The 26,018-nt window shown below is 72.3% G+C and carries 20 protein-coding genes and 1 pseudogene; 12 read left to right on the top strand and 9 right to left on the bottom strand.

Features of this window, described 5'->3' with window-relative positions:
• The first annotated feature begins 119 nt into the window (after positions 1-119).
• Positions 120-920 (top strand): phosphatase PAP2 family protein, encoded by an 801-nt coding sequence (locus TNCT1_RS32695; protein ID WP_143639419.1) that lies wholly within the window; start codon positions 120-122, stop codon positions 918-920.
• Positions 917-1,900 (top strand): hypothetical protein, encoded by a 984-nt coding sequence (locus TNCT1_RS32690; protein WP_143639416.1) that lies wholly within the window; start codon positions 917-919, stop codon positions 1,898-1,900. Before TNCT1_RS32695 ends, TNCT1_RS32690 begins: the two co-directional genes overlap by 4 nt.
• A gap of 120 nt (positions 1,901-2,020) precedes the next feature.
• Here the strand turns inward: TNCT1_RS32690 and TNCT1_RS32685 are convergent, their stop codons facing one another.
• From TNCT1_RS32685 to TNCT1_RS32670, 4 genes are all read right to left on the bottom strand, one after another.
• A complete protein-coding gene (locus TNCT1_RS32685; protein WP_143639414.1) occupies positions 2,021-2,875 on the bottom strand; it encodes a phospholipid scramblase-related protein in 855 nt (284 codons plus the stop codon).
• A 66-nt stretch (positions 2,876-2,941) separates the two neighbouring features.
• Complete coding sequence (locus TNCT1_RS32680) at positions 2,942-4,990, bottom strand: phosphocholine-specific phospholipase C (protein WP_143639411.1); 2,049 nt, start codon at positions 4,988-4,990, stop codon at positions 2,942-2,944.
• Between the two features lie 260 nt (positions 4,991-5,250).
• Positions 5,251-7,395, bottom strand: a complete 2,145-nt coding sequence (locus TNCT1_RS32675; protein ID WP_235903017.1) for a discoidin domain-containing protein — start codon at positions 7,393-7,395, stop codon at positions 5,251-5,253.
• A gap of 357 nt (positions 7,396-7,752) precedes the next feature.
• The gene (locus tag TNCT1_RS32670) at positions 7,753-8,424 is read right to left on the bottom strand and encodes a hypothetical protein (protein WP_143639407.1); all 672 of its coding nucleotides are present in this window, start codon (positions 8,422-8,424) and stop codon (positions 7,753-7,755) included.
• 242 nt (positions 8,425-8,666) lie between these two features.
• Here TNCT1_RS32670 and TNCT1_RS32665 point away from each other — a divergent pair, with 242 nt between their 5' ends.
• Both TNCT1_RS32665 and TNCT1_RS32660 read left to right on the top strand, forming a co-directional pair.
• The gene (locus TNCT1_RS32665; RefSeq protein ID WP_143639405.1) at positions 8,667-9,317 is read left to right on the top strand and encodes a helix-turn-helix transcriptional regulator; all 651 of its coding nucleotides are present in this window, start codon (positions 8,667-8,669) and stop codon (positions 9,315-9,317) included.
• Positions 9,318-9,602: 285 nt separating this feature from the next.
• Entirely contained in the window at positions 9,603-9,830 is a 228-nt protein-coding gene (locus TNCT1_RS32660) for a hypothetical protein (protein ID WP_143639403.1), read from the top strand.
• A 25-nt stretch (positions 9,831-9,855) separates the two neighbouring features.
• On the opposite strand, the gene TNCT1_RS32655 is transcribed toward TNCT1_RS32660, so the two are convergent.
• Both TNCT1_RS32655 and TNCT1_RS32650 read right to left on the bottom strand, forming a co-directional pair.
• Positions 9,856-10,536: a 4'-phosphopantetheinyl transferase gene (locus TNCT1_RS32655; RefSeq protein WP_143639401.1), complete on the bottom strand. Its 681-nt coding sequence runs from the start codon at positions 10,534-10,536 to the stop codon at positions 9,856-9,858.
• Positions 10,484-11,389, bottom strand: coding sequence for a metallophosphoesterase (locus TNCT1_RS32650; RefSeq protein WP_143639399.1), 906 nt, complete (start codon positions 11,387-11,389; stop codon positions 10,484-10,486). The genes TNCT1_RS32655 and TNCT1_RS32650 overlap by 53 nt, the downstream gene beginning before the upstream one ends.
• 267 nt (positions 11,390-11,656) lie before the next feature.
• Here TNCT1_RS32650 and TNCT1_RS32645 point away from each other — a divergent pair, with 267 nt between their 5' ends.
• Together TNCT1_RS32645 and TNCT1_RS32640 are read left to right on the top strand one after the other, a co-directional pair.
• Positions 11,657-12,820, top strand: a complete 1,164-nt coding sequence (locus TNCT1_RS32645; protein WP_143639397.1) for an ATP-grasp domain-containing protein — start codon at positions 11,657-11,659, stop codon at positions 12,818-12,820.
• A 137-nt stretch (positions 12,821-12,957) separates the two neighbouring features.
• Positions 12,958-14,643, top strand: coding sequence for a carbohydrate binding domain-containing protein (locus TNCT1_RS32640; RefSeq protein ID WP_143639395.1), 1,686 nt, complete (start codon positions 12,958-12,960; stop codon positions 14,641-14,643).
• A gap of 245 nt (positions 14,644-14,888) precedes the next feature.
• On the opposite strand, the gene TNCT1_RS32635 is transcribed toward TNCT1_RS32640, so the two are convergent.
• Positions 14,889-16,226: a 6-phospho-beta-glucosidase gene (locus tag TNCT1_RS32635; RefSeq protein ID WP_143639393.1), complete on the bottom strand. Its 1,338-nt coding sequence runs from the start codon at positions 16,224-16,226 to the stop codon at positions 14,889-14,891.
• Between the two features lie 330 nt (positions 16,227-16,556).
• Between TNCT1_RS32635 and TNCT1_RS32630 the strand changes: the two genes are divergently transcribed.
• A complete protein-coding gene (locus tag TNCT1_RS32630; RefSeq protein WP_143639391.1) occupies positions 16,557-17,960 on the top strand; it encodes a glycoside hydrolase family 16 protein in 1,404 nt (467 codons plus the stop codon).
• Positions 17,961-18,020: 60 nt separating this feature from the next.
• Here TNCT1_RS32630 and TNCT1_RS32625 read toward each other — a convergent pair whose 3' ends face one another.
• On the bottom strand, positions 18,021-18,752 hold the full coding sequence (locus TNCT1_RS32625) for a type 1 glutamine amidotransferase (RefSeq protein ID WP_143639389.1): 732 nt from the start codon (positions 18,750-18,752) through the stop codon (positions 18,021-18,023).
• A gap of 96 nt (positions 18,753-18,848) precedes the next feature.
• Positions 18,849-19,754, bottom strand: coding sequence for an AraC family transcriptional regulator (locus TNCT1_RS32620; protein ID WP_143639387.1), 906 nt, complete (start codon positions 19,752-19,754; stop codon positions 18,849-18,851).
• A gap of 144 nt (positions 19,755-19,898) precedes the next feature.
• On the opposite strand from TNCT1_RS32620, the gene tkt reads away from it, so the two are divergent.
• From tkt to TNCT1_RS32595, 5 genes and pseudogenes are all read left to right on the top strand, one after another.
• Positions 19,899-21,974, top strand: a complete 2,076-nt coding sequence (gene tkt, locus TNCT1_RS32615) for a transketolase (protein WP_143639385.1) — start codon at positions 19,899-19,901, stop codon at positions 21,972-21,974.
• A 28-nt stretch (positions 21,975-22,002) separates the two neighbouring features.
• Complete coding sequence (gene tal / locus TNCT1_RS32610) at positions 22,003-23,136, top strand: transaldolase (protein WP_143639383.1); 1,134 nt, start codon at positions 22,003-22,005, stop codon at positions 23,134-23,136.
• A complete protein-coding gene (gene zwf, locus TNCT1_RS32605; protein ID WP_143639381.1) occupies positions 23,136-24,731 on the top strand; it encodes a glucose-6-phosphate dehydrogenase in 1,596 nt (531 codons plus the stop codon). Before tal ends, zwf begins: the two co-directional genes overlap by 1 nt.
• On the top strand, positions 24,728-25,654 hold the full coding sequence (gene opcA, locus TNCT1_RS32600) for a glucose-6-phosphate dehydrogenase assembly protein OpcA (protein ID WP_143639380.1): 927 nt from the start codon (positions 24,728-24,730) through the stop codon (positions 25,652-25,654). The genes zwf and opcA overlap by 4 nt, the downstream gene beginning before the upstream one ends.
• Before the next feature lies 1 nt (position 25,655).
• Positions 25,656-26,018, top strand: a pseudogene (locus tag TNCT1_RS32595) (glucose-6-phosphate isomerase); the annotation flags it as partial.

The raw sequence follows: 26,018 nt of genomic DNA, 5'->3' as shown, positions 1-26,018 counted from the left end.
TACTCAAGCGTATCGGTACACTGGCGTATCGGTACGGAGACGTATCGATGAGTTCCGGGGCCAGAACCCGGGGCCGCCCGCACCACCACCCGCACGACCGTCAGCGAAGGGGCCGGGGGATGAACGCCCGAACGGAGCCTGCAGCAGCGGAGCCGGACGCGACAGCGACCGCGCGACCGCCGCTCCTGCGCGAGTTCCTGCTCGTCGCGGGACTGTTCCTCGTCTACAAGCTCGGGCGGCAACTGGCCGTCGGTCACACCGCGAACGCCTTCCACAACGCCCACCGCGTCTGGGACCTCGAACGGGCGGTCCGGCTGCCCGACGAGACCGGCGTGCAGTCCGCGCTGCTCCACGGCGACCTGCTGGTCCACCTCGCGAACACCTACTACGCGACCGTCCACTTCCCGGCAACCCTGGCCTTCCTCGTCTGGCTGTACGTCAGGCGCCCCGCCCACTACGTCTGGGCCCGGCGGGTCCTGGCGGCGGTGACCGCGGCCGCCCTGGTGCTGCCGTTCACGTTCCCGCTGGCCCCGCCGCGGATGCTGACCGGCACCGGCCTGCTGGACACCGCCCGGGTATACGGCCCCTCGGTCTACGGGCCGCCGTCCGGCGACCACCTCTCCAACCAGTTCGCGGCGATGCCCTCGCTGCACTTCGGCTGGGCGCTGATGGTGGCGGTGGGGCTGATCGCGGCCACCCGGTCGAGGCTGCGCTGGCTGTGGCTGCTGCACCCGCTGGTCACCCTGCTGGTGATCGTGGGCACGGCCAACCACTACTGGGTCGACGCGCTGGCGGCGGCCGCCATGCTCGGCGCCGCACTGGCGCTCGTCCGCGCGCCGGGGCACACCTCCGGCACACCCGGGGGCGCCGTCCGGCTGCCCGCCCAGCGGGGGCCGGTCCTGGCGGGAGCCGGCCGATGAGCGCCGCCGCCCTGCTCGCCCTCGGCCTGTCCTTGGTCTCCGCCGTCGCCTACGCGGCGGCCGCCGTCGCCCAGGAACGCCTCGCCTCCCGGAGCGCCGGCACGGGCCTGCTGCGACTGCTGGGCACCGGCGCGTGGTGGTCGGCCGTCGGCCTGAACGCCGCCGCCGCGCTGCTGCACGTGGTCGCGCTCAAGTACGGGCCGCTCACCGTCGTCCAGCCGCTCGGGGCGCTCACCCTGGTCGCGGCGGTGCCGCTCGGGGCGCGGGCCGCAGGGCGGCGGGTCAGCACGGTGGAGTGGCGCGGTACGGCGCTCACCCTGCTCGGGCTCGCGGCGGTGCTGGTCACGGCCTCGGGACCGGCGCCCGAACAGATACTGAGCCTGCCCGAGGCGCTGGCGGTCGCCGGCACCACCGCCACCCTGATCGGCCTGCTGTCCCGGCCCGGCGCCAGGCCGGGCCTGCGGCACGCCACCGCGTCGGGCTTCGCCTCCGGGGTCGCCTCGGCCCTCACCCAGACGCTGACGGTGGCGGCCACGCGGCACGCCGGTACGGACCCGGGCCTCGAGGTGGTCGTGGTCGCCGTCCTCGTCGCCGCGTTCTCCACCGGCGGACTGCTGCTGTCCCAGACGGCCTTCCGGGGCGGCCTGGGCGCCCCGCTCGCCATGGTGACCCTGGCCAACCCTGTGGCCGCCGCGGTCATCGGGCTGACCTTGCTGGGCCAGGGCCTGCGCGGCGGGGCCGGCGGGGTGCTGCTGGCGCTGGCCGGGGCCGGGCTGGCCGCCCGGGGCGTGGTCCTGCTGACCCGGGCGACGCGCGTGCCCGGCGGTCCGGGCGGCCATGACGTCCCCGACGGGCCCGCCGGGGACGACGACGAGCACCCGGTGGCGGCGGTCCTGGCGCTGGAGCCCGGCACGGCGGCCGCGGAACCCGCGCTGGTGCCCCGGCAGCCGGAGCAGCCGGGACATCTCACCGCGCTCTGAACGGACGACGGCGGCGGCCGGCGCCCGCGGACACCCCGCGCGCACCGGCCGCCGCCGTGCGCCCGCGCGGACCGGTGTCCGCGCGGGCCGATGTCCGCGCGGACACCCCGCGCGGGCCGGTCAGCCCCAGCCCCGCGAGTCCTGCTTGAGCGCGGTGTCGACGGTCAGGGCCGTCGCCACGACGAGGCTCAGCAGCGGCTCGGGGAGCTGGTAGTGGATCTGCAGGACGTAGTTGTCCGCGGTCGTGAACAGCGTCTTGGCGAGGCCTTCCCAGGTCTTGGTGATCCGGGCGACCTCGTTGTCCGCATGGTCGACGATGGCGAAGTTCCAGGCCCGCCAGTTCTCCGCCTTGATCGCGCCGACCTGCTGGCCGTTCGCGGTCATCGCGAAGTTGATCTTCCCGATCATGTTCTGCTGGACGATCTCACCGACCGGCGAGCCGTCCGGGCGCGTCACGATGACCCGGGACTTGAAGAACTTCGCGGGCCGGGTCAGCACGAGCTGCGGCCGGCCCTGGGCGTCGCGGATCTCCAGCTTGTGGGTCATGAACTGGTCGAGGCTGGAGACGAAGCGCAGGATCTTCTTCAGCGCGCTCTGCCCGACCTCGGTGACCGCGCCGATCTCCCGGCCGCTCTGGTCCATGACCTTGTACTCGTTGGTCAGCTCGATCAGCTTGGCCTTCTGGTTCACCACCAGGACCGGCTCGGTGAACAGCGTGCCGCCGCCGGGACCGCCGGCCGCGACCCCCGCCTGCTTCTGCACCTGGCGCTGCACCTTGGCGTCGCCGCCCTGCTGCTCCGGGATGTGGGCGGCCTGCTGCTGGCCGGCGGCCTGCTGCGGCGGGACCTGACCGGCGCCCTGCTGCGCCGGGTTGGTGTGGTCGGTCCACTGGGCGCCGTCCCAGTAGCGGAGCGTCTGGGCCGCCCCGTGCGGGTCGGGGTACCAGCCTGCAGGGGTGTTCGATTGCGTGGTCACCGGGGCACACTACCCTGCTGTGACCGGTACCTGACCAGCCTGTCCGGAGCGGTGTTCATCGTCCGTTCACTCCGTGATGATGGCCGGGTCGCTGACGCCGGGAAGCCCGTTCTCCACATGGCCGGCGAAGCCGCGCAGGAACGCCGGATCGGTGTCCGCGGTGACCGTGAGGTCGTACCAGCGCCGGCCGGCCGCGAGCCGGACGGTCCGCCGCACGGTCGCCCCGGGCCGCACCGTCACCGTGACCGGGGCGCCGCCGTAGCCGTCGACGAGCTTCAGCCGTGCCGTGCCGGAGCCGCGGTTGGTGAGGACCAGTTCCACGTCGTCACCGGTGTGCCGGGCCGTCACCTCCGGGCCGGCCGTGCCGTTGCGGCCCTTGAACAGGCGCCGGAATCCGTTCGGTCCGTGCACGGCGAGGTCGTAGGAGCCGCCCGACCAGGCCGAGTTCCAGGTGTCGGAGAGCGTCTTGCCGGCCTCGGTGGTGTACGTCCAGGGGCCGTCGCCGCGGTTGCCCGAGGTGACCAGGAACGCGGCTCCGGCGTGCGCCCCGGAGGCGAAGGTGAGCGTGAACTTCCCCGCCGCCGCGTCCACGGAACCGTCCACCGCCGGGGCGTACCTGAGCGGACGCGTGGGGCGGCTGCCGCGCTCCTGCCGGGGCAGCGCGGGGCTGGCCGGCGGGTGCGGCACGTAGTCGGGGTGACGCTCGCGGTCCGGCGGCAGGTAACCGGCCGTGGACGGCAGCGCCACCGGTGCGGTGTCCTTGCGGGAGAAGTCGAAGGCCGAGGTCAGGTCGCCGCACACGGCGCGCCGCCAGGGCGAGATGTTCGGCTCCCGGACGCCGAAGCGCGTCTCGATGAACCGGATGATCGAGGTGTGGTCGAACGTCTCGGAGCAGACGTAGCCGCCCTTGCTCCAGGGGGAGACGACCAGCATCGGCACCCGCTGGCCGAGCCCGTAGGGGCCCGCGGCGTGGCCGGCGTCGCCCTTGAACACGTCGGGCGCGGGGTCCACCGTCGACCGGCCCCGGTCGGCGGAGACGGGCGGGAAGGGCGGGATCACGTGGTCGAAGAAGCCGTCGTTCTCGTCGTAGGTGATGAACAGCGCCGTCTTCGCCCACACCTGCGGATCGGCGGTCAGCGCGTCCAGCACCTGGGAGACGTACCACGCGCCGTAGTTGGCGGGCCAGTTGGGGTGCTCGGTGAACGCCTCGGGGGCGACGATCCAGGAGACCTGCGGCAGCTTCCCGGAGGTGACGTCGGCGCGCAGCCGGTCGAAGAAGCCCTCGCCCTTGCGCGCGTCGGTGCCGGTGCGGGCCTTGTCGTACAGCGGGTCGCCCGGTGCGGCGTTGCGGTACTGGTCGAAGTAGAGCAGCGAGTTGTCGCCGTAGTTGCCGCGGTAGGCGTCCTGGATCCAGCCCCAGCCGCCGGCCGCGTCCAGTCCGTCGCCGACGTCCTGGTAGATCCGCCAGGAGACCCCGGCCCGCTCCAGGCGCTCGGGGTACGTCGTCCAGCTGTAACCCGCCTCCTCGTTGCCGAGGACCGGGCCGCCGCCCTTGCCGTCGTTGCCGGTGTACCCGGTCCACATGTAGTAGCGGTTGGGGTCGGTGGAGCCGATGAAGGAGCAGTGGTAGGCGTCGCAGATGGTGAAGGCGTCGGCGAGCGCGTAGTGGAAGGGGATGTCGTCGCGTGTCAGGTACGCCATCGTCGTCGCGGACTTGGCGGGCACCCACGTGTCGTACTTGCCGCCGTTGAAGGCGGTGTGGCCGTCGTTCCAGCCGTGCGGGAGGTCCTGGATGAAGGCGAGGCCCAGGTCGTCGGCGTCCGGGTGGAAGGGGAGGATGTCCTTCGCGCCGTCGGACTGCCGCCAGACGGACCTGCCGTTCTGGGTGACCGGGCGGGGGTCGCCGAAGCCCCGGACTCCCCTGAGCTTGCCGAAGTAGTGGTCGAACGAGCGGTTCTCCTGCATCAGGACGACGATGTGCTCGACGTCCTGGACCGAACCCGTGCGGTGGTGGGCGGGCAGTGCGGCCGCGCGCTGGATGCTGCCGCTCAGGGCGGTGAACGCCGTCGTGGCGCCCGCCAGTTGGAGGAAGCGGCGCCTGTTGACCTCGGACATGGGTGAGGGTCCTCTCATCCTGACGTACCTGCCGCCGTCTGGTGACGGGATCTGCGCGCAGCGAGTGTTCCAAGAGCAGCGAACGTCAGGGAAGTATCTGATGGCACCCGTGTGAAACCCGGCGGTCCGCCCGGTGCCGCCGGCCGCGCGGGACGGCCGGCGGCACCCGGAGAACCTCAAAAGCCCGCGAACCGGGCGCCTGTCACGGGTGGACGCCGGAGACACCGTGCCGGAGGGGGCCGCCGCGCGTCCGGCGCCGCTCAGCTCCCCAGGTACGCCTCCACCTCGCTGAACTGCCCCGCCGGCCAGCCGGTGTTGGCGCTGACGGAGAGCCGGAGGTAGCGCAGGTTCGTGCCGCTCGGCAGGGAGACGGTGGCCGTGTTGCCGGTGGCCGGGTCGAAGCGGTAGCCCTGCGCGCCGAGGGCCGTCGACCAGGCCGAGCCGTCGGTGCTGCCGAGCACCGTGACGGTCTGGGTGCGGGCGCCCCAGGCGGTGGACGGGGGCAGCTTCAGCACCACCCGGCGCACCGCGTAGGAGGAGCCGAGGTCGACCGTCAGGGACTGCGGGAAGGCGTTGTTGGCCGACTCCCAGTACGTGCCGGCGTCGCCGTCGACCGCCTTGCCCGGCGTGTAGACGTCCTGCGAGCCGGTCGCGGTGGCCGGGCGGCCCTTGGCGAGGTTGCGGCCCGGGTCGGGAGCGGGGTTGCCCTGGCCGGGCTGCGGCCAGCTGGAGCAGTCCGACCAGGTGCCGGCCCAGCCGGAGTTGCCGCCGCCGTCGGTGAGCGTGAAGGCACCGGAGTTCGCCGGGTAGGGGCAGTTGTAGACGCCCGCGGACCCCACCTGGGTGGCGGTGACGTCGCGGAAGACGGCCGCTCCCGGGGCCTCGGCCTGGACCACGACCGTGCCGGTGTTGCGCACGGTCGCCCCGGTCACGTTGACGCCCCGCACCGGACGGCCCTGTCCGCCGCCGGAGACGAACTCGAAGGCGCTGTAGGGGCTGTCGGTGATGGTGGTATTGGTGATGTTGACGGTCGCGTCGATCGCGCTGTCGTAGGAGTCGACCCGCAGCGCGCCCATCGGATGGCCCCAGTTGGGGTTGAGCGCGCCGGTGCGCACCAGCGTGTTGCCGTCGACCGTGATGGTGCCGGACAGCGGGGAGAAGGGGTCGAGGAACTTCTGGTTGGAGATGGCGATGCCGCTGCCCAGGGCGTTGGTGTCGGAGACCAGGTTGCCGCGCACCGTGATGTCGGTGCCGCCGTAGACGGCGATGCCGTTGGCGAGGTTGGGCTGCGAGATGGTGTTGTTCTCGAAGCTGGAGTCCGTGTCCGGGGCGTACAGCGACCACATGGCGAGCGCGTCGTCGCCCTGGTTGCGCAGGAAGTTGTTGCGGACCCGGACGCCCTTGGCGGTGCCGTTGAGGTTGAGGCCGTCGGCGGTGGTGTCGAGGACGCGGTTGTTCTCCACCACCAGGTTGTCGTTGTTGCCGGTCAGCCAGAGCCCGACCTTGAGGTGCTGGAGCCACATGCCGGAGACGGACGAGTTCGGGCCGAGGGAGCCGTTGACGAAGTTGTCGGGGCTTGAGTCGACGCGCTCGGTGACCTCGCCCAGGACCGCGAAGTCCTTGATGTGGACCCCGCCCGACGAGCTGGTCTGGTCGATGAAGCGGGAGGTGTGCACGACCGAGTGCCAACTGCCCGCGCCCTGCAGGGTGACGTTCTGCACCCCGCTCAGCGAGGAGGTGAGCCGGTAGTCGCCCGGCGGGATCCACACCACTGCGCCCCGGGCCGCCGCGATGGCGTCCCGGAAGGCCTGGGTGGAGTCGCCGTTGCCACTGGGGTCGGCGCCCTTGGAGACGACGGACACCGAGCCGGCGGGCTGGGCGGCGGCCGCGGCGACCTGCTCGAAGTCGGCGACGTCCACGGTGACCTGGGTGCCGGCGGCCTCGAAGGCGACGCGGTCGCCCGCCTGGACGTCCCGGCCCAGCTGCATCCGGGCGTCGTCGTAGAAGTGGTGGGTCTTCGAGCCCGTGATCCAGCCGGTGTCGATGTAGGAGTACTTGGCGGTCACCGGGAGCGTCCGGGCCAGCTTGACGCCGTTGACGTAGACGTTCAGCGAGCCGGACTGGCCGTCCGGGACGCTGTAGGAGACGTTCACCGCGTTGGCGGCGCGCGGCACGGTGAACTCAACGCGCTGTCCTGGTGCGAGCCGTACGGCCTGCCGGCCGGAGGCCTCCGAGGCGAGGGAGCCCTGGGTGTAGTCGGGGCCGATCCTCGTGCCGGTGGTGCTCGCCGACTCCGCCTCGACGGAGGTGAAGGGGAGCGTGGCGCCGGCTGCCGCGTGCGCGGCGGGCGCCAGGGTGACGAGCATGCCTGCGGCCAGGGCGACGACCGCCCCGATCACTGGCATGCGCCTGACATGTACGGACGGACTGCGGTGCATGTGCCGGTCCCTTCGTGGTGGGGGTCGGGGGACAGCAGGAACGTGCGCCTGCGGGGCGCCGCACACTCAAGCACCGACGACATTCGTTCACAAGATGTCGCGCAGAATCTGTAATTCTTTGACAGTGATGCGGATACAGGCAACGACGGTCATGAGGGGGCATGGGCGTGCCGGGTTGACGTAATGGGCGTCGAAAGAAGAGCGCAAATCGCGCAAGCCGCTTGCGTGAACGGGACAGCGGCGCCGGAGGCGCGTCGATGCGCGGAGGGGGGAGAGAGTTCCTGGCCCGGTCCCGTCGGCGACCTGAACGCCGACGGAACCGGGTCAGTCCTGGGGGGCCGGAACGACCGTCAGATGCGCGCCGGCGCCACGCGTCCGGCGCTGACGGCGTCCGGCGCCGGCCGGGCGGCGGCCCTCGCGCAGCACCATCGTCAGACGGGTGCAGCCGATCTCCGCGAGGGTCCGGGGCGTCTCGTCGACGATCCGGCACTCGGTGGCGCCCCGGCGCGGGTCCGGGTGGTGCAGCAGGCGCACGGCGCCGTCGATCCGGGTCGCGGCCTCGCCGACGGCGCGGATCCAGTGCGGCAGCCCCTGCCGGTACGCGGCCTCCATGAGCGGGTCCTGACCGATGTCCCGGCGGATCGACTGCAGTTCGTGGTCGTGGCCCGAGTGGTCGAGCGCGGCCTTCAGATGCGCCAGCATCGGCAGGCACCAGCCCTGCTCGTGCTCGCCGAGGACGCCGGCGGCGTCGGGGTGGAACAGCACGAAGCGCAGGAAGTTGTCCCCGGGCATGGCGGTCGGGTGGGGGCGCACACCGCGGAAGAGCGTGCCGTAGGCGCCGTTGGCCAGCATCACGTTCCAGCGGTGGTCGACGACCAAGGACGGGAAGGGGACGGCCTCCACCAGCGCGGCGTAGCCCTGGAGGTACGCCGGTACCTCGCAGCGCTCGGGGACGGGCCGCGGCGCCGGCCACTGCCCTCCTGCCTGATGTGCCATCGGGAGGTCACCCCTCTTGCCTCTGCCGACCTTCGTGCGGCGAAGCGATCCTGCTGCCCGGACGACATCCGTGTCAACTATCGTGGCATTTCATGCCCGTTGACGGCTGAAATTCGCCACAGTTGTGGCGAGACCTGGATGCGGGTTCGAAGCACCCGCTACTCTCCGGGAAGTTCACGGAATCCGCTCGTGAGAAGCACGGAACGCACCTGAGGCCCTCGAGAGACGTAGGAGTTCTGTCGGTGACGGATGGCTACGAGGATCCGGGCGCCACCGAGACCGCACAGCTTTCGGCCGTCGCCGCCCGCGTCACCGCGCTCGCCGACCGGCTCGGCGTGCCGCACACCGAGGTCTTCGACGTGGGGCGGCTCTCCGTCGCCTGCGGTGTCCCGGAGCCGGTGGTCAAGGCCCTGCTCAGCGGCCGCCCGGCGGGCGAACCGGACGTGCAGGCCCGCTTCCTGCAGCGTCTGGACCTGCTGCGCCGCACCCGGCTGAAGCCCAACGGCCGCAAGTACACCCAGCAGGAGATCGCGGACGGCGCGGGCATGTCACGCCAGCAGGCGGGCGCGCTGATCAACGGCGACCGGCGGCCGACCATGGAGCACTGCGACGCGCTGCAGCGGTTCTTCCGGGTGCACGCCGGCTTCCTCACCGCGGAGGACGCCGAGGCGCTGGCGGGCGCCCTGCAGCGCACCGAGCAGGAGCTGCTGCAGAAGCTCGCCGACCAGGAGCGGGCCGAGGCGGCGCAGGACCCGCTGGAGCGGCTGCTGCAGGACCACGGGGTCCGCGGGATCGCCTGGCGGGCCGCGCAACTGCCCACCGACCAGCACCGGGACAAGGTCGCCGAGTGGCTCGACATGCTCCTGGAGAGCGTCCAGCGGCCCGAGTCGTAGACCGTTCTACCCATCCGCGCGCACGCGGACGGCCCGGCGGCCGCACCGGCCGGTCCCCGGGCCCGCTCCGGTCCCCGGGCCCGCTCCAGCCGGTCCCGGATCCGCTCCGGTTGTCGGGATGCCGTGTCCGCCAAGGGGTACGGCGTCCGCTGAGCGGGCGAACCAGGGCCTGCCCGCGCCGCGTTGTCAGTGGTGGACGGCAAGCTGGAGTCGTGCGCCGTACGAAGCGGCGCACGGCGCCGCAGCGCGCGTGATCCGTGACGCCGAACCGGGGAGAGCCGACCGATGACCACCGCCGTACTGACCGACCGTGAGCGCACCGCCGTCCAGGCCTATCTGCGGCTGCTGCACACCGTGCGCGCGGCCTTCGACGGGCCGCCGGACGCGCCCCGGCCCGTCCTGGTCCCGCCCGCCGTGCTGGCCGAGGCGGACGGGGCGCTGGCACGGGCCGGACTCGCGGGCAACGAGGAGGAGTTCTTCGGGCTGCTGACCCAGTGGGCCCCGCGGGAGTGAGAGCGGTCCGGGGTGGCCGTGCCGCTCAGTGGTGCGGGACGGCCACCGCCGACAGCACCAGTCCGTCCCGGACGAGCCAGCTCCCCCGGAAGGCGCTCACGCGCACACCGCCGACCAGCGGGCCGGGGACGAGCAGCCGGGCGTGGAAGCGGCCGCGCGTGTCCTGGCCGGGTTCGGCGGTGAGTTCGATGTCGGCCTCGGAGAAGTCGAGCCAGGCGCGGGTGAGCGGGAACCACGCCTTGTAGACCGACTCCTTGGCGCTGAACAGCAGCCGGTCGAAGTGGACCGCGGGCCGGGCGGCGGACAGCGCGCGGTGCCGGTCCTGCTCGGCGGGGAGCGCGATGGTGCCGAAGACGCCGTCCGGCAGCGGCGCGTGCGGTTCGGCGTCGATGCCGAGGGAGGCGAGGTCGGCGGCGCGCACGAGCGCGGCGGCGCGGTAGCCGTCGCAGTGCGTCATGCTGCCGGCGAGCCCGTCCGGCCACACCGGGGCGCCGCGCTCGCCGGTCAGGACGGGCTGCGGTGGCACGCCCAGCTTCTCCATGGCCCGCCGGGCGCAGACCCGTGCCGCCGTGAACTCCCGGCGGCGCTTGCTCACCGCCCGTGCGACGAGCAACCGCTCCTGCGGGTAGAGGTAGGCCTCGTCGGTGTCCTGGTCACCGCGCGACTCCACGGCCACCACCGACTCCGGGAGCAGCTCCTCGATCACCGGGTCCGACCTCCATCGGCAGTATGCGGCGCGGCTGCCCCGGTGGTACCGGGCGCTTGCGCCATTCGCGGGGGTATCCGACGGACACCTCTTCGAAGCGGACTCCCTCGTGCCAGGTGGTCCGCGGGATGTGCAGATGGCCGTAGACCATGGTCTCGACCCGGAACCGGCGGTGCCAGTCGGCGGTGAGGGTGGTGCCGCACCACATGGCGAACTCGGGGTACCACAGGACGTCGGTCGGGTGCCGGTCGAGCGGATAGTGACCGGCCAGGACGGTGGGCAGGTCCGCGGGCAGCTCGGCCAGCCTTCGCTCGGTCTCGGCGACGCGGGCGCGGCACCAGTCCTCACGGGTCGGATAGGGGTCTGGGTGCAGCAGGTACTCGTCGTTGCAGACGATGCCGGTGCTGTGCGCGTAGGCCAGGCCGTCCGTCTTGGTGGCGCAGCCGTCCGGCAGGAAGGAGTAGTCGTACAGCAGGAACAGCGGGGCGACGGCGACCGGGCCGCCGGGGCCCCGCCAGACCGGGTACGGGTCCTCGGGCGTGAGCACGCCCAGTTCCCGGCACAGGGCGACGAGGTGCTCGTAACGGGCGACGCCGCGCAGGGCGACGGGGTCCTTCGGGTGGGTCCACAGCTCGTGGTTGCCGGGTGCCCACAGGACCTTGGCGAAGCGGTCGGCGAGCGTTTCGAGGGCCCAGCGGATGTCCTCGACGGTCTCGGCCACGTCGCCGGCCACGATCAGCCAGTCGTCGTCCGTCCCGGGGCGCATCCGCTCCACGAGCGCGCGGTTCTCCGGATACGAGATGTGCAGGTCGCTGATGGCCAGCAGCTGTCCGGCCCCGGCCGTCGACTCCACCCCGTGCCCCTTCCGATCATGCGTGGGCACCACCTGAACACATTCAGGGGGCCGGGGCAAGCAGATCTTCGGCCAGTCCTCGACCGCCGCAGACGGTGGAATCCGTGACCTGCGCGTTGCACGCGCAGGCGTTTGAAAGCCGTATGATCGCCCCAACATCGACGCCCCTAACCCCCCCTTTCGCAGGGCCGTTTGGTGTCCCTTCCTCTCTCCTGCCCGGGCACGGGCCGCTGCGCCCTGCCCGGAAACCCCCGAAAGGCGGCCTGCATGCCCTCTCGCGTACGCGTCTGGCTCAACCGCACGTACGCGGAGAACGTCTTCTTCATGGATCAGCTCCGGAGGAATCCCAGCGACCGGGCGGTCGAGATCCACGCCACGCACGGTGACCCCGACTCCCCCGTGCTGGCCGCGGCCGACACCGCCGAGCCCGAGCCGGAGGGCCTGTCGCCGGCCGCGTACGCGGAGTACGCCCTCGACCAGTGCGTCCGGCGGGGCATCGACGTGTTCGTGCCCCGGCTGCACCAGGCGGCAATCGTGGCGCACCGCGCCGAGTTCCGGGCGGCCGGCACTGCGCTGCTGGCGCCGACGCCCGAGGCGGTGGCCGTGTTCGAGGACAAGGCGACCGCGTACGAGGCGGCGCGCTCGGTCGGCGTCGCGGTGCCGCCGTGGTGGCGGGTGCGCACGGCGGACGAGCTCGTGGCCGCGGTGGAGGAGCTGGAGGCGGCCGGGGAGCGGGCCTGCTTCAAACCGGCGGCCGGTGCGGGCGGGACCGGCTTCCGGATGATCACACGCGCTCCCTTCTCGCTGACGCAGCTCAGCGGGTTCCCCGGGCCGTACGTCCAGCTCGACCTGGTGGTCGAGGCGCTGCGGCGGGCCGAGGAGCCGGTGGACTGGCTGGTGATGCCGCGGCTGGAGCAGCCGGAGGTGTCGGTGGACTGCCTGACCGGGCCGGACAACCGGGTCCGGCTGGCGGTGGGCCGCACCAAGAACGGCCGTCGCCGGGGCTTCACGCTGCGCGAGCGGTGGCTGGCGCCGGCCCGGCTGCTCGCCGAGGGCTTCGGGCTGCACTACCTGTCCAACATCCAGTTCCGGATGCACGGCGACCGGCCGGTGCTGCTGGACGTCAACACCCGGCCCGCGGGAGGGCTGCACCAGCTCTCCCTCTGCGGGGTCAACGCCCCTTGGGCGGCGGTTCAGTTGGCGCTGGGCGAGGACCCGGGCACGATCGAGCCGCCGTTCCTGGGACAGGACTACACGGTGGTGGCGGGGCCGCGGACGCTGCGGCCGGTGTCGCTGCCCCAGCAGCGGGCCGCGCAGACCGCGACCGCGCTGGCCGCCGTACCGGCGCCCGCTGACGGAGCGGCCAGGGAGGATGGCGTCCCCGCCACCGGAGCCGCCGCCCCCGAAGCCACCGCCACCGCTCCGGCGTGACTCCCTGAACGGCAAACCGGTCTGGACCAATCTCGGCTCACTCCCTTGACACCCCGATTGGTCCAAACCAACTTGGTTGGCGCACCTTCCGCACTCCCCCGTACTCCCGAACACCCCCATTCCCACAGGGAGATCGTGTGCGCCACATACTCGGGCGTCCCAGACGCCGGCTCCTCGCCCTGCTCGGCTCCGCCGCACTGGCCCTCGGCGGGGCCGTCGCCCTTCCCGGCACCGCTCAGGCGGCCAACGTCCTCACCAACCCCGGCTTCGAGTCGGGCGGCCTGTCCCCCTGGACCTGCACCGGCAACCTCGGCTCGGTCGTCTCCTCCCCCGTGCACGGCGGCTCCAAGGCCCTGCAGGGAGCGGTGAGTTCGTCCGACAACGCGCAGTGCAGCCAGACGGTCGCGGTCAAGCCGAACACGGCCTACACCCTCAGCGGCTGGGTCCGCGGTTCCTACGTGTACCTCGGCGTCGACGGCGGCGCCTCCACCTGGACCACGTCCCCGTCGGCGTACAGCCAGCTCAGCGTCTCCTTCACCACCGGCGCCGCGCAGACCAGCGCCACCGTCTACGTGCACGGCTGGTACGCGCAGGGCACGTACTACGCCGACGACGTCCAGCTCGACGGTCCGGGCGGCTCGGGCGGCGGGGACACCCAGGCGCCGACCGCGCCGGGCGGGCTCACCTCGACCGGCAAGTCCTCCACGAGCGTGTCGCTGAAGTGGAACGCGGCCTCGGACAACGTGGGTGTCACAGCGTACGACGTCTACGCCGGACCGAATCAGGTGCTCAGCGTCTCCGGCACCTCCGCCACGGTCGGCGGGCTGTCGCCGAGCACCGCGTACACCTTCAGTGTGAAGGCGCGGGACGCGGCCGGGAACGTGTCGGCGGCCTCCAACTCCGTGTCCGTCACGACGGACGCCGGGACCGGCGGGGGCACCGGGTTCAAGCAGGCGGCCCCCTACCTGTACGAGGGCTGGGGCGATCCGCCGAACCCGGGCACAGTGATGAGCGCGACCGGCGTCAAGTGGTTCACCATGGCGTTCGTGCTGGACTCGGGCGGCTGCAACCCGGCCTGGGACGGCAGCCGGGCGCTCACCGGCGGCGCGGACCAGACCGCGATCAACCAGATCCGCTCGGCGGGCGGTGACGTCGTCCCGTCGTTCGGCGGCTGGCAGGGCAGCAAGCTGGGCGCCAACTGCTCCTCGGCCGCCGCGCTCGCGGGGGCGCTGCAGAAGGTGATCGACGCCTACTCGCTGAAGGCGATCGACATGGACATCGAGAACACGGACGAGTTCGAGAACGAGGCCGTGCAGGCGAAGATCCTGACCGCGCTGAAGACGGTCAAGGCCAACAACCCGGGCCTGAGGACCATCGTCACCTTCGGCACCACCACTACCGGCCCGACCTACTACGGCAACCGGCTCATCGAGCAGGCGAACTCGCTGGGGGCGGGCATCGACGTCTTCACGATCATGCCGTTCGACTTCGGCGGCGGCTCCGACATGTACGGCAACACCGTGAACGCGGCCGAGGGTCTCAAGAACAAGCTGAAGTCGACCTTCGGCTGGGACGACGCGACCGCCTACGCGCACATCGGCATCTCCGGCATGAACGGCCTGTCCGACCAGCAGGAGAACACCACACCGGCGATCTGGACCCAGATCCGCGACTGGGCCAACTCCCACCACATCGCCCGGCTCGCCTACTGGTCGGTCAACCGCGACCGGCCCTGTCCGGGCGGCGGCGTGGTGAGCAACTGCTCCGGCATCAGCCAGAACACCTGGCAGTTCACCTCCATCACGGCCGGCTTCACCGGCTGAACCCGGCCCCCCGCACGGCCACTTCCCCCCGGCTCCGGAGCCGGGGGGACTTTTTTCGTCCGGGGTGTATCAGGGGGCGACCCCGTGACTCTCCATACCAGGAACGGGGGGCGACGGGGGAAGCACGGGGGAGGCACCGGGGGAACGGGGGACCGGACCGGCCGGCCGCGGTCACGGGGAGCGGCCGGCCGGCCCGGGAAACGGCCACGGGGTGCGATGCGTGGCTTGGGGCCGACGGCCCCGGGCTAGCTCAGGTACCCGAGTCCCGGATGAACCGCCGTGTACCCCTCCAGCAGCCGCCGGGCCACCTGGACCGAGTCCACCAGCGGGTGCAGCGCGAAGGCCTTCACGGCCGTGGCGCGCGATCCGGACCCGGCGGCGGCGAGCACCTCGCGCTCGACCGCCTTGACCGCGCACACCAGCCCGGTGGCGTGGCCGGGCAGCGGGGCGGCCGCGACCGGATGGGCGCCGTTGGCGTCGACCAGGCAGGGCACCTCGACGACGGCGTCGGCGTCCAGGACGGACAGGGTGCCCCGGTTGCGGACGTTGAGGATCAGCGTGGTGCGCTCGTCCCGGGCGATGGCCCGCATCAGGGCGAGGGCCACCTTCTCGTAACCGCCCGAGAGGTCCTCGGCCTCGCGCTCCCCCGCACCCGCGGTCTGCCGGTTCTCCGCCATGTAGGTGGCCTCGCGCTCGGCGCGGGTCCGCTCCCAGACGCCGAGGGCGGAGACGTCGGCGCGGCGGGCCTCGTCGTAGAACCGCGCCTGCTGCTCACGCAGGAAGGCGCCGCGGGTCTTCTCCGCCTCCTGGTAGGCGCGAACCGCCTCGCGGTTGAAGTAGTAGTAGTGCAGGTACTCGTTGGGGATCGCGCCCAGCGACTGCAGCCAGTCGGCGCCGAACAGCCTGCCCTCCTCGAAGGAGCCGAGCAGTGCGCGGTCGGCGAGCAGGCGCGGCAGTTCGTCGCGGCCCTCGACCCGCAGGCCGCGCAGCCACCCGAGGTGGTTCAGGCCGACGTAGTCGATCCAGGCGTCCTCGGGCCGCACCCCGAGCGTGCGGGCCACCCGGCGGCCCAGGCCGACCGGCGAGTCGCAGATGCCGATCACGCGGTCGCCGAGGTGGCGGGACATGGCCTCGGTGACCAGCCCCGCCGGGTTGGTGAAGTTGATGACCCAGGCCTCGGGCGCCAGGCGGGCCACCCGCCGCGCGATGTCGACGGCGACCGGGACCGTCCGCAGGCCGTAGGCGATGCCGCCGGCGCCGACCGTCTCCTGCCCGAGGACGCCCTCGGCCAGCGCCACCCGTTCGTCGTCCGCGCGGCCCTGGAGGCCGCCGACGCGGATCGCGGAGAAGACGAAGTCCGCGCCGCGCAGGGCCTCGTCGAGGTCGGTGGTGGTGGTGACACGGGGGGCGTCGGGGACGCCCGACGCCTGCTCGGCCAGCACCCGGGCGACCGCGTGCAGCCGGCCGTCGTCCGGATCGTGCAGCACGACCTCCGTGACCCGGCCCGCACCGCGGTCGCTCAGCAGCGCCCCGTACACCAGCGGGACCCGGAAGCCGCCGCCGCCCAGAATCGTCAGTCTCACGCCTGCACCCTCGCACATCGACGCGCGCGACGGTGCGGTCCCCCGCACCGTGTGCCCCCGGGGACGGCCGGCGGCCCGGCCGGCCGGTCCCCCACGCCGTCCCCGGCGCGGCGGCGCGGTCCGCTCCAGCCCGGGCGGCACGGTCTGCTCCGGTACGGGTGGCTTCAGGTGCTGAACTCCCATGCGGTCAAAGGACTTTCTCTGCTTTAACTCTTGACGACCGGAGAGCCGGGGAGCACATTGGCGACACCTTGAGAGCGCTCTCAGTCCTTCATGGGAGCGCTTCCAAGGCCTCCCCGCACACCATCCGTACCCGAGAGGCTCTCCCCCATGAGCGATTCCTCCGGCACGCGCAGACCCCGGCTCTTCCGCCGCACGCTGGTCGCGGTCGCCGCGACGGTCGGTCTGGCCACGGCGGTCGCGACGGCCGCCACCGCCCCGGCGAGCGCGTCCGCCCCCACCCCGCCGTCCGGCTGGACCCAGGTCTTCCTCGACGACTTCAACGGCTCGGCCGGCTCCGGCGTCAACACCTCCAACTGGCAGTACGACACCGGAACCTCGTACCCGGGCGGCGCCGCCAACTGGGGCACCGGCGAGGTCGAGACGATGACCTCGAGCACCAGCAACGTCGCGCTGGACGGCAGCGGCAACCTGCTCATCACCCCCCGCCGCGACGCGTCGGGGCGCTGGACCTCGGGCCGCATCGAGACCACGCGCACCGACTTCCAGCCCCCGGCCGGCGGCAAGCTGCGGGTGCAGGCCCGCATCCAGATGCCGAACGTGACCGGCGCCGCCGCCAAGGGCTACTGGCCGGCCTTCTGGATGCTCGGCTCGCCGTTCCGCGGCAACTACCAGAACTGGCCCGCCGTCGGCGAGCTGGACATCATGGAGAACGTGCAGGGTCTGAACACCGACTGGTCGACCATGCACTGCGGCACCAACCCGGGCGGCCCCTGCAACGAGACCTCCGGCATCGGCAACTCCACGTCCTGCACCGGCAGCACCTGTCAGGCCGGCTTCCACACCTACGCGATGGAGTGGGACCGCTCGACCAGCCCCGAGGAGATCCGCTTCTACCTCGACGGCGTCAACTTCCACACCGTGAAGGCCAACCAGGTCGACGCGACCACCTGGGCCAACGCCACCAACCACGGCTACTTCGTCATCCTCAACGTGGCGATGGGCGGCGGTTTCCCGGGCGCCTTCGGCGGCGGCCCCGACAGCGGCACCGAGCCGGGCCACCCGATGACGGTGGACTACGTGCAGGTCCTGCAGTCCTCGGGCGGCGGTGGCGGCGGCACCACTCCCCCGCCCTCCGGCAACCGGGACGCCTACAGCGTCATCCAGGCCGAGTCCTACGACAGCCAGTCCGGCGTGGTCCCCGAGTCCACCACCGACTCCGGCGGCGGGCAGGACATCGGCTCCCTCGCCAACGGCGACTGGGCGCTGTACAAGGGCGTCAACTTCGGCTCCACCGCGGCCACGCAGTTCTACGCCCGGGTGGCGAGCGGGGCCGCGTCCGGAGTGAGCGGACTGGTGGAGGTGCGGCTGGACAGCCGGAGCAACGCCCCGATCGGCAGCTTCGCGCTGGCCAACACCGGAGGCTGGCAGTCGTGGCGCACCGTCCCGGCGAACATCGGCGGGGTGACCGGCACGCACGACGTCTATCTGACCTTCACCAGCGGCCAGCCGGCCGACTTCGTGAACGTCAACTGGTTCGACTTCGGCCACTGACCGGTCACGGGCCCGCCGGCCCGGGCCCGTGACCGCACGCCGGTCACGGGCCCGGCTCCGTCAGCCGGTCACGGCCGCCGCGGGGCGCTCGCGCACCAGCCGTGCGAAGCGCAGCGCCACCTCGCGCCACACCGGGGCAGCGGCGGGATCCGTCCGCCGGGCCGCCCGGAGCAGTTCCTCCCGGTCCACGCCGTGCCGGGACAGGCGCTCCACCGGCCAGTTCGCGATCTGCTCGGGGTCGGCCTCGGGGTGGAACTGCACGCCCCACGCCGAGCGCCCGAAGCGGAAGGCCTGGTGGGGACAGCGCTCGCTGCGCGCCAGCGGACGCGCCCCGGCGGGCAGCCGGACGATGGCGTCCACATGGTTCTCGACCGCCACGGGGCGCTCGGGCAGCCCGGCGAAGAGCGGGTCCTCGGCCGCCGGCGCGAGCAGGGTCAGCACCGTGCTGCCGAACTCGGGCTCACCGTGCTCGCCCTTCACCTCGCCGCCCGCCACATGGGCCAGCATCTGCCCCCCGAGGCAGATCCCGAAGACCGGTACGTCGCCTTCCAGCGCCTGGCCCATCAGCTCCCGGGTCCGCGCGAGCCAGGGCGCCCGGACGTCGTCGTCGGGCAGGTAGCCGCCGCCGAGCACGATCAGCGCCTCGTGCTCCAGCCGGTCCGGCAGCGCCTGCCCGGTGTCCGCGCGGACCACGTCCACGTCGACGCCGCCCTCGGCCAGCCAGCCGGCCCACCGGCCCGGCCCGCCGTTCGGACCGTTCTGCACCACCAGCGCCCTGGCCCGACTGCTCATGTCCTCACCCCTGCCCTCCCGTGTGGCTCCCACGGCATCCTAGGCAGGCGTTGCGTCCGGCGGCAGCGGCGCCCGGCGTGAGCGGGGGTGCCGGTGTCAGAGCAGCTCGGCCCGGAAGGCCACCGGGGTGAGGCCGGTGTGGAGCTGGAAGAACTTGGAGAAGTTGGCGGCGTCCGGGAAGCCCACCGCCACCCCGACGCGGCCGATCGGCAGGTCCGTGTGAGCGAGCAGCCGCTTGGCCTCCAGGACGACCCGCTTGTCGATGAACCCCTTCGGCGTCTCGCCGGTGGCCGCGCGGACGGCGCGGACGAGGGTCCGGCGGGAGTAACCGAGCGCGTCCGCGTAGGCGCTGACGCTGTGCTGGGTGGCGAAGCCCTTCTCGACCGCGTCCCGGAAGAGCGTAAAGGTGCTGTCGGCGGGCCGCCGGGGCGCCTCGGCGGAGCTGGCCGCGAGGTGGGCGAGGCGCAGCAGGACCGCCGTCAGGTTGTGCCGCAGCACGGCCGTGTGCAGGCTGAGCGGCAGTGTGGCGGTGTCCTCGTACTCGCGGCGCAGCTGGCCGAGCGCCGCTCGCAGCGCGGCGAGTTGTTCCGGTCCGGGGCGCAGCAGCGGCGGGAGGTCGTAGCGGTACAGGCCGGTGGCCTCGACGGTGGCGCGGGGCAGGAAGCCGGGTTGCATGGTCAGCACGGTTCCGCGGTACTCGCTGCTCCGGGCGAAGCGGTGGACCTGCCCGGGCCGGATCCACAGCAGATCGCCGGCCCCGGCCTCGTACTCGGCGAAGTCGATCATGTGCCGTACGGGGCCCTCGGTGAAGAGCATGACCACGTGGAAGTCGATGCGGTGGACGCGGTGCAGCGGGGCGTCGGCGTGCCAGGTGCGGTCGCCTCCCATGGGGCCGATCTGCATGCCGACGCCCCCCAGGGCCAGGTCGGCCGGGAAGGGGAAGGTCCTGATCGCGTCGGTTCGCGTGCCCTCGTCCCGGGCTCGGGGTGTTTCGTCCGCCATGTGCTCCGTGTGCCGTTCCGTTCGCGATCACTGTCCCAGATTCACCACAGGCTGGCACACCCCGACCTTCCTTGGAAAAAGTCAGACTTTTAGATTTGAACGCGTCCGGCCAGCAATCACGCATTGAACGAGGACTTCTTGAAGATGAGCACGCAGACACCCGACAGCTTCGAGTGGACCGACCTCGACCGGCGTGCCGTGGACACCGCCCGACTTCTCGCCGCCGACGCGGTGCAGAAGGTCGGCAACGGCCACCCGGGCACCGCGATGAGCCTCGCGCCCGTCGCGTACACGATCTTTCAGAAGGTGATGAGGCATGACCCGGCCGATCCCGAGTGGACCGGCCGTGACCGCTTCGTCCTCTCTCCCGGCCACACCTCGCTCACCCTCTACACGCAGCTCTTCCTCGCCGGGTACGAGCTGGAGCTGGACGATCTGAAGGCGTTCCGCACCCACGGCTCGAAGACGCCCGGTCACCCGGAGTACGGCCACACCGCCGGCGTGGAGACCACGACCGGCCCGCTGGGCCAGGGCGTGGCCAACGCGGTCGGCATGGCGATGGCCGCCCGTTACGAGCGCGGCCTGTTCGACCCGGACGCCCCGCAGGGCGAGTCCCCCTTCGACCACACCGTCTGGGCGATCGTCTCCGACGGCGACCTGGAGGAGGGCGTCTCCGCCGAGGCCTCCTCGCTCGCGGGTCACCAGAAGCTCGGCAACCTGGTCTTCGTCTACGACGACAACCACATCTCCATCGAGGGCGACACCGCCACCGCGTTCTCCGAGGACGTGCTGAAGCGGTACGAGGCCTACGGCTGGCACACCCAGCGCGTCGCGCCCACCGCGGACGGCGACGTCGACGTCCCGGCGCTGCACGCCGCGCTCGAGGACGCGCGGGCCGAGACCGGACGGCCCTCCATCATCGCCCTGCGCACGGTCATCGCCTGGCCGGCCCCGAACGCCCGGAACACCGAGGCCTCCCACGGCTCCGCGCTCGGCGAGGACGAGATCGCCGCCACCAAGCGCCTCCTCGGCTTCGACCCGGAGCGGACCTTCGAGGTCGCCGACGAGGTCCTGGACCACGCCCGGCGGGCCCTGGACCGGGGCGCCGAGGCGCACGCGGCCTGGGACAAGCGGATCGCCGAGTGGCGGACCGCGAACCCCGAGCGGGCGCGGTCGTTCGACCGGATCAGCAAGGGCGAGCTGCCCGAGGGCTGGCAGGACGCGCTGCCGGTGTTCGAGGAGGGCAAGTCCGTCGCCACCCGCGCCGCCTCCGGCAAGGTGCTGCAGGCGCTCGGCCCGGTGATCCCCGAGCTGTGGGGCGGCTCCGCCGACCTCGCCGGGTCGAACAACACCACCATCGACAAGGGCAGCTCCTTCCTGCCCGCCGGCAACCCGCTGCCCGGGGCCGACCCGTACGGCCGTACCGTGCACTTCGGCATCCGCGAGTTCTCGATGGCCGCGGAGATGAACGGCATCGCCCTGCACGGCAACACCCGCGTCTACGGCGGCACCTTCCTGGTGTTCTCCGACTACATGCGCAACGCCGTGCGGATGTCGGCGCTGATGCAGCTGCCGGTGACGTACATCTGGACGCACGACTCCGTCGGTCTCGGCGAGGACGGCCCGACCCACCAGCCGGTCGAGCACCTGGCCTCGCTGCGCGCGATCCCGGGCCTGAACGTCGTCCGCCCGGCGGACGCCAACGAGACCGCCATCGCCTGGGCCGAGATCCTGAAGAGGCACGCCACCGACCCCGCCCCGCACGGACTCGCTCTCACCCGCCAGGGCGTGCCGGCCTACGCGCCGAACGAGGACGCGGCCAAGGGCGGCTACGTGCTGCGCGAGTCGTCCACCGAGACCCCGGAGGTGATCATCATCGCGACCGGCTCCGAGGTGCAGCTCGCCGTCGCCGCCCGGGATCTGCTGGAGGCCGAGGGGACCGGCACACGTGTGGTGTCCATGCCGTCCGTGGAGTGGTTCGAGGAGCAGCCGCGCGCCTACCGTGAGCGGGTGCTGCCGCCGTCCGTGAAGGCCCGTGTCGCCGTCGAGGCGGGCATCGGCCTGACCTGGTACCGGTTCGTGGGCGACGCCGGCCGGATCGTCTCCCTGGAGCACTTCGGCGCCTCCGCCGACGCGGCCACGCTGTTCGCCGAGTTCGGCTTCACCCCCGAGAACGTCGTCGCCGCCGCCCGCGAATCGCTGGCCGCCGCGCACGCCTGATACCGACGCGATAGGAAAGAAGATCACTGTGACCGAAGCAATCGCCACCCCGGGAGCCCTCAAGCGCCTCGCCGACGAGGGGGTGTCGGTCTGGCTGGACGACCTGTCGCGCAGCCGGATCACCTCGGGCGGCCTGGCCGCTCTCGTGGACGGCGGCGGCGTCGTCGGCGTCACCACCAACCCCTCGATCTTCCAGGCGGCCATAGGCTCCGGCGAGGGCTACGAGGAGCAGCTCGCCGACCTCGCGGTGCGGGGTGTGACGGTCGAGGAGGCCGTGCGGATGATGACGACCGCCGACGTACGGGCGGCCGCCGACATCCTGCACGGCGTGTACACCGCCTCGGACGGGCGTGACGGCCGGGTCTCCATCGAGGTCGACCCGCGGCTCGCGCACAACACCGAGGCCACGGTCGCCGAGGCCAAGCAGCTCGCCTGGCTGGTCGACCGCCCCAACGTGATGATCAAGATCCCGGCGACCCGGGCGGGCCTGCCGGCGATCACCGAGGTCATCGGCCTGGGCATCAGCGTCAACGTGACGCTGATCTTCTCGCTGGAGCGCTACCGCGAGGTCATGGCCGCCTACCTGGCCGGCCTGGAGAAGGCCGCGGAGCGGGGTCTGGACCTGTCGAAGATCCACTCGGTGGCGTCCTTCTTCGTCTCCCGCGTGGACAGCGAGATCGACAAGCGGCTGACCGCGCTGGGCACCGACGAGGCCCTCGCGCTCAAGGGCCGGGCAGCCCTCGCCAACGCGCGGCTCGCCTACGAGGCCTACGAGGAGGTGTTCGGCTCCGCGCGCTGGCAGGCGCTCGCCGGCGGCCGGGCCAACAAGCAGCGGCCGCTGTGGGCCTCCACCGGGGTCAAGGACCCCGCGTACAAGGACACGCTGTACGTCGACGAGCTGGTCGCCCCCGGCACCGTCAACACCATGCCGGAGGCCACCTTGAAGGCCACCGCCGACCACGGCGAGATCACCGGTGACACGGTGACCGGGGGATACGAGCAGGCCCGCGCGGACCTCGCGGCCGTCGAGCGGCTCGGCGTCTCCTACGACGAGGTCGTCCAGCAGCTCGAGGACGAGGGCGTCGCCAAGTTCGAGACGGCCTGGCAGGAGCTGCTGGACGCCGTCACCGAGTCGTTGAAGAACAAGGGAGTTGACGCGTGATGACGACCAACACCCAGCAGCCGGAGAAGCCGGCCGCGTCCGCGGACGTGCGCGTCCCGGTCGGCCCGGCCGCCGACTGGGTGAACCCGCTGCGGGACGCCGGCGACCGCCGGCTGCCCCGCATCGCGGGCCCCTCAGGCCTGGTCATCTTCGGCGTGACCGGCGACCTGTCCCGCAAGAAGCTGATGCCGGCCGTCTACGACCTGGCCAACCGCGGTCTGCTGCCGCCCGGCTTCTCCCTCGTCGGCTTCGCCCGCCGGGACTGGGAGGACCAGGACTTCGCGCAGGTCGTGCACGACGCGGTGCGCGAGCACTCACGCACCCCGTTCCGCGAGGAGGTCTGGCAGCAGCTCTCCGAGGGCATGCGGTTCATCCCCGGCGACTTCGACGACGACACCGCGTTCAAGCAGCTCAAGGACGCCGTCGAGGAACTCGACGCCTCCCGGGGCACCGGCGGCAACTTCGCCTTCTACCTGTCGGTGCCGCCGAAGTTCTTCCCCAAGGTCGTCCAGCAGCTCAAGAAGCACGGCCTGGCCTCCCCGCCGCAGGGCGCCTGGCGGCGCGCGGTCATCGAGAAGCCCTTCGGCCACGACCTGACCAGCGCCCGCGAGCTCAACGCGATCGTGCACGACGTGTTCGAGCCGGACCAGGTGTTCCGGATCGACCACTACCTCGGCAAGGAGACCGTCCAGAACATCCTGGCGCTGCGCTTCGCCAACCAGATGTACGAGCCGATCTGGAACCGCAGTTACGTCGACCACGTGCAGATCACGATGGCCGAGGACATCGGCATCGGCGGCCGCGCCGGCTACTACGACGGCATCGGCGCGGCTCGTGACGTCATCCAGAACCACCTGCTGCAGCTCATGGCGCTCACCGCCATGGAGGAGCCCATCGCGTTCGACGCGGAGGCGCTGCTCACCGAGAAGCTGAAGGTGCTGAAGTCGGTGCGGCTGCCGGAGGACCTCGGCCGGCACACCGTGCGCGGGCAGTACGCGTCCGGCTGGCAGGGCGGCGAGAAGGTCGTCGGGTACCTCCAGGAGGACGGCATCGACTCCAAGTCGAAGACCGACACCTTCGCCGCGGTCAAGCTCGGCATCGACAACCGCCGCTGGGCGGGCGTCCCGTTCTACCTGCGCACCGGCAAGCGGCTCGGCCGCCGGGTCACCGAGATCGCGGTGGTCTTCAAGCGCGCCCCGCACTCCCCGTTCGACTCCACCGCCACCGAGGAACTGGGCTCGAACGCCATCGTGATCCGCGTCCAGCCGGACGAGGGCATGACCGTGCGGTTCGGCTCCAAGGTGCCGGGCACCTCGATGGAGATCCGGGACGTGTCCATGGACTTCGCCTACGGCGAGTCGTTCACGGAGTCCAGCCCGGAGGCGTACGAGCGGCTCATCCTGGACGTGCTGCTCGGCGACGCCAACCTCTTCCCCCGCCACCAGGAGGTGGAGGAGTCCTGGAAGATCCTCGACCCGATCGAGGAGTACTGGTCCGGGCACGGCAGGCCGGCCCAGTACCCGGCGGGTACCTGGGGGCCGGAGGAAGCGAACGAGATGCTCGCACGAGACGGACGGAGCTGGCGCAGGCCATGAAGATCGACCTGACCGACACCACGGCAAGCAAGATCAACAAGGCTCTGGTGCAGGGCCGCCGGGCCATCGGCACCCCGGCCGTGGGCATGGTCCTGACGATGGTCATCGTCACGGACGAGGAGAACGCCTACGACTCGCTGCGGGCCGCCGAGGAGGCCTCGCACGAGCACCCCTCGCGCACCCTGGTCGTCATCAAGCGGCACGCCCGCACCCTGCGCGACCGCACCGCGTCCCGGCTGGACGCCGAGGTCCGGGTCGGCTCCGAGGCCGGCACCGGCGAGACGGTGGTGCTGCGCACCTACGGCGAGGTGTCCGACCACGCCGACTCGGTGGTGCTGCCGCTGCTGCTGCCCGACGCCCCGGTCGTCGTGTGGTGGCCGGTGGAGGCGCCCGACAACCCCTCCAAGGACCCGCTCGGCACGCTGGCCCAGCGCCGGATCACCGACCTGTACGCCGTCGAGCGTCCGCTGGAGGTCCTGGAGACCCGGGTCCGCCACTACGCGCCCGGCGACACCGACCTGGCCTGGACCCGGCTCACGCCGTGGCGTTCCATGCTGGCGGCCGCGCTCGACCAGGCACGGGTGAAGGTGACCTCGGCGGCCGTCGAGGCCGAGCAGGAGAACCCCAGTGCGGAGCTCCTCTCCCGCTGGCTGGAGGCCCGGCTGAACGTGCCGGTCGACCGGGTGGTCACGCCCGGTCCGGTGGTCACCGCGGTCCGGCTCGGCACCGAGAACGGCGAGATCGTCATCGACCGCCCCGAAGGGCCCCTGGCGACGCTGACCCTGCCGGGGCAGCCGCCGCGCACCCTGGCCCTGAAGGTCCGCCCCACCTCCGAACTCATCGCCGAGGAGCTGCGCCGCCTCGACGCCGACGAGATGTACGCCGCCGCCCTCAGGGGCGAGGCCACCAAGGAGCACGCCTGACATGTCCGACGCACCGTCAGATCTTCCCGAGCTCACCCGCCGCCCCGAGTGGACGGCGCTCGAGGACCACAGGGCAGCGGGCCGGCCTTCGCTGCGCGAGCTGTTCGCGGCGGACCCCGGCCGCGCCGAGCGCTACGTCGTCCGGGTCGGCGACCTGCACATCGACTACAGCAAGCACCTGATCACCGACGAGACCCTGGCCCTGCTCCAGGAACTCGCCGCGGCCACCGGGGTGTTCACGCTGCGGGACGCCATGTTCCGTGGTGAGCGGATCAACGTCACCGAGGACCGGGCGGTGCTGCACACCGCGCTGCGGGCCGCGCCGGACGCGGTGGTCGAGGTGGACGGGGAGAACGTCGTGCCC

The organism is Streptomyces sp. 1-11 (assembly GCF_007176755.1).
Taxonomy (GTDB): Bacteria; Actinomycetota; Actinomycetes; order Streptomycetales; family Streptomycetaceae; genus Streptomyces.
Note: the sequence above shows the minus strand (reverse complement) of the source record. Positions and strands in the feature narration are given on the sequence as shown.

Bases quoted from the DNA above. Each gene is read 5' to 3' on its own strand.
- TNCT1_RS32660 (WP_143639403.1), top strand. From the start codon at position 9,603: ATGACCACCGCCGTACTGACCGACCGTGAGCGCACCGCCGTCCAGGCC.
- TNCT1_RS32645 (WP_143639397.1), top strand. From the start codon at position 11,657: ATGCCCTCTCGCGTACGCGTCTGGCTCAACCGCACGTACGCGGAGAAC.
- tkt (WP_143639385.1), top strand. From the start codon at position 19,899: ATGAGCACGCAGACACCCGACAGCTTCGAGTGGACCGACCTCGACCGG.
- TNCT1_RS32680 (WP_143639411.1), bottom strand. From the start codon at position 4,990: ATGTCCGAGGTCAACAGGCGCCGCTTCCTCCAACTGGCGGGCGCCACG.
- TNCT1_RS32675 (WP_235903017.1), bottom strand. From the start codon at position 7,395: ATGCCAGTGATCGGGGCGGTCGTCGCCCTGGCCGCAGGCATGCTCGTC.
- TNCT1_RS32625 (WP_143639389.1), bottom strand. From the start codon at position 18,752: ATGAGCAGTCGGGCCAGGGCGCTGGTGGTGCAGAACGGTCCGAACGGC.
- TNCT1_RS32695 (WP_143639419.1), top strand. From the start codon at position 120: ATGAACGCCCGAACGGAGCCTGCAGCAGCGGAGCCGGACGCGACAGCG.
- TNCT1_RS32670 (WP_143639407.1), bottom strand. From the start codon at position 8,424: ATGGCACATCAGGCAGGAGGGCAGTGGCCGGCGCCGCGGCCCGTCCCC.
- opcA (WP_143639380.1), top strand. From the start codon at position 24,728: ATGAAGATCGACCTGACCGACACCACGGCAAGCAAGATCAACAAGGCT.
- TNCT1_RS32630 (WP_143639391.1), top strand. From the start codon at position 16,557: ATGAGCGATTCCTCCGGCACGCGCAGACCCCGGCTCTTCCGCCGCACG.
- zwf (WP_143639381.1), top strand. From the start codon at position 23,136: ATGACGACCAACACCCAGCAGCCGGAGAAGCCGGCCGCGTCCGCGGAC.
- TNCT1_RS32620 (WP_143639387.1), bottom strand. From the start codon at position 19,754: ATGGCGGACGAAACACCCCGAGCCCGGGACGAGGGCACGCGAACCGAC.
- TNCT1_RS32690 (WP_143639416.1), top strand. From the start codon at position 917: ATGAGCGCCGCCGCCCTGCTCGCCCTCGGCCTGTCCTTGGTCTCCGCC.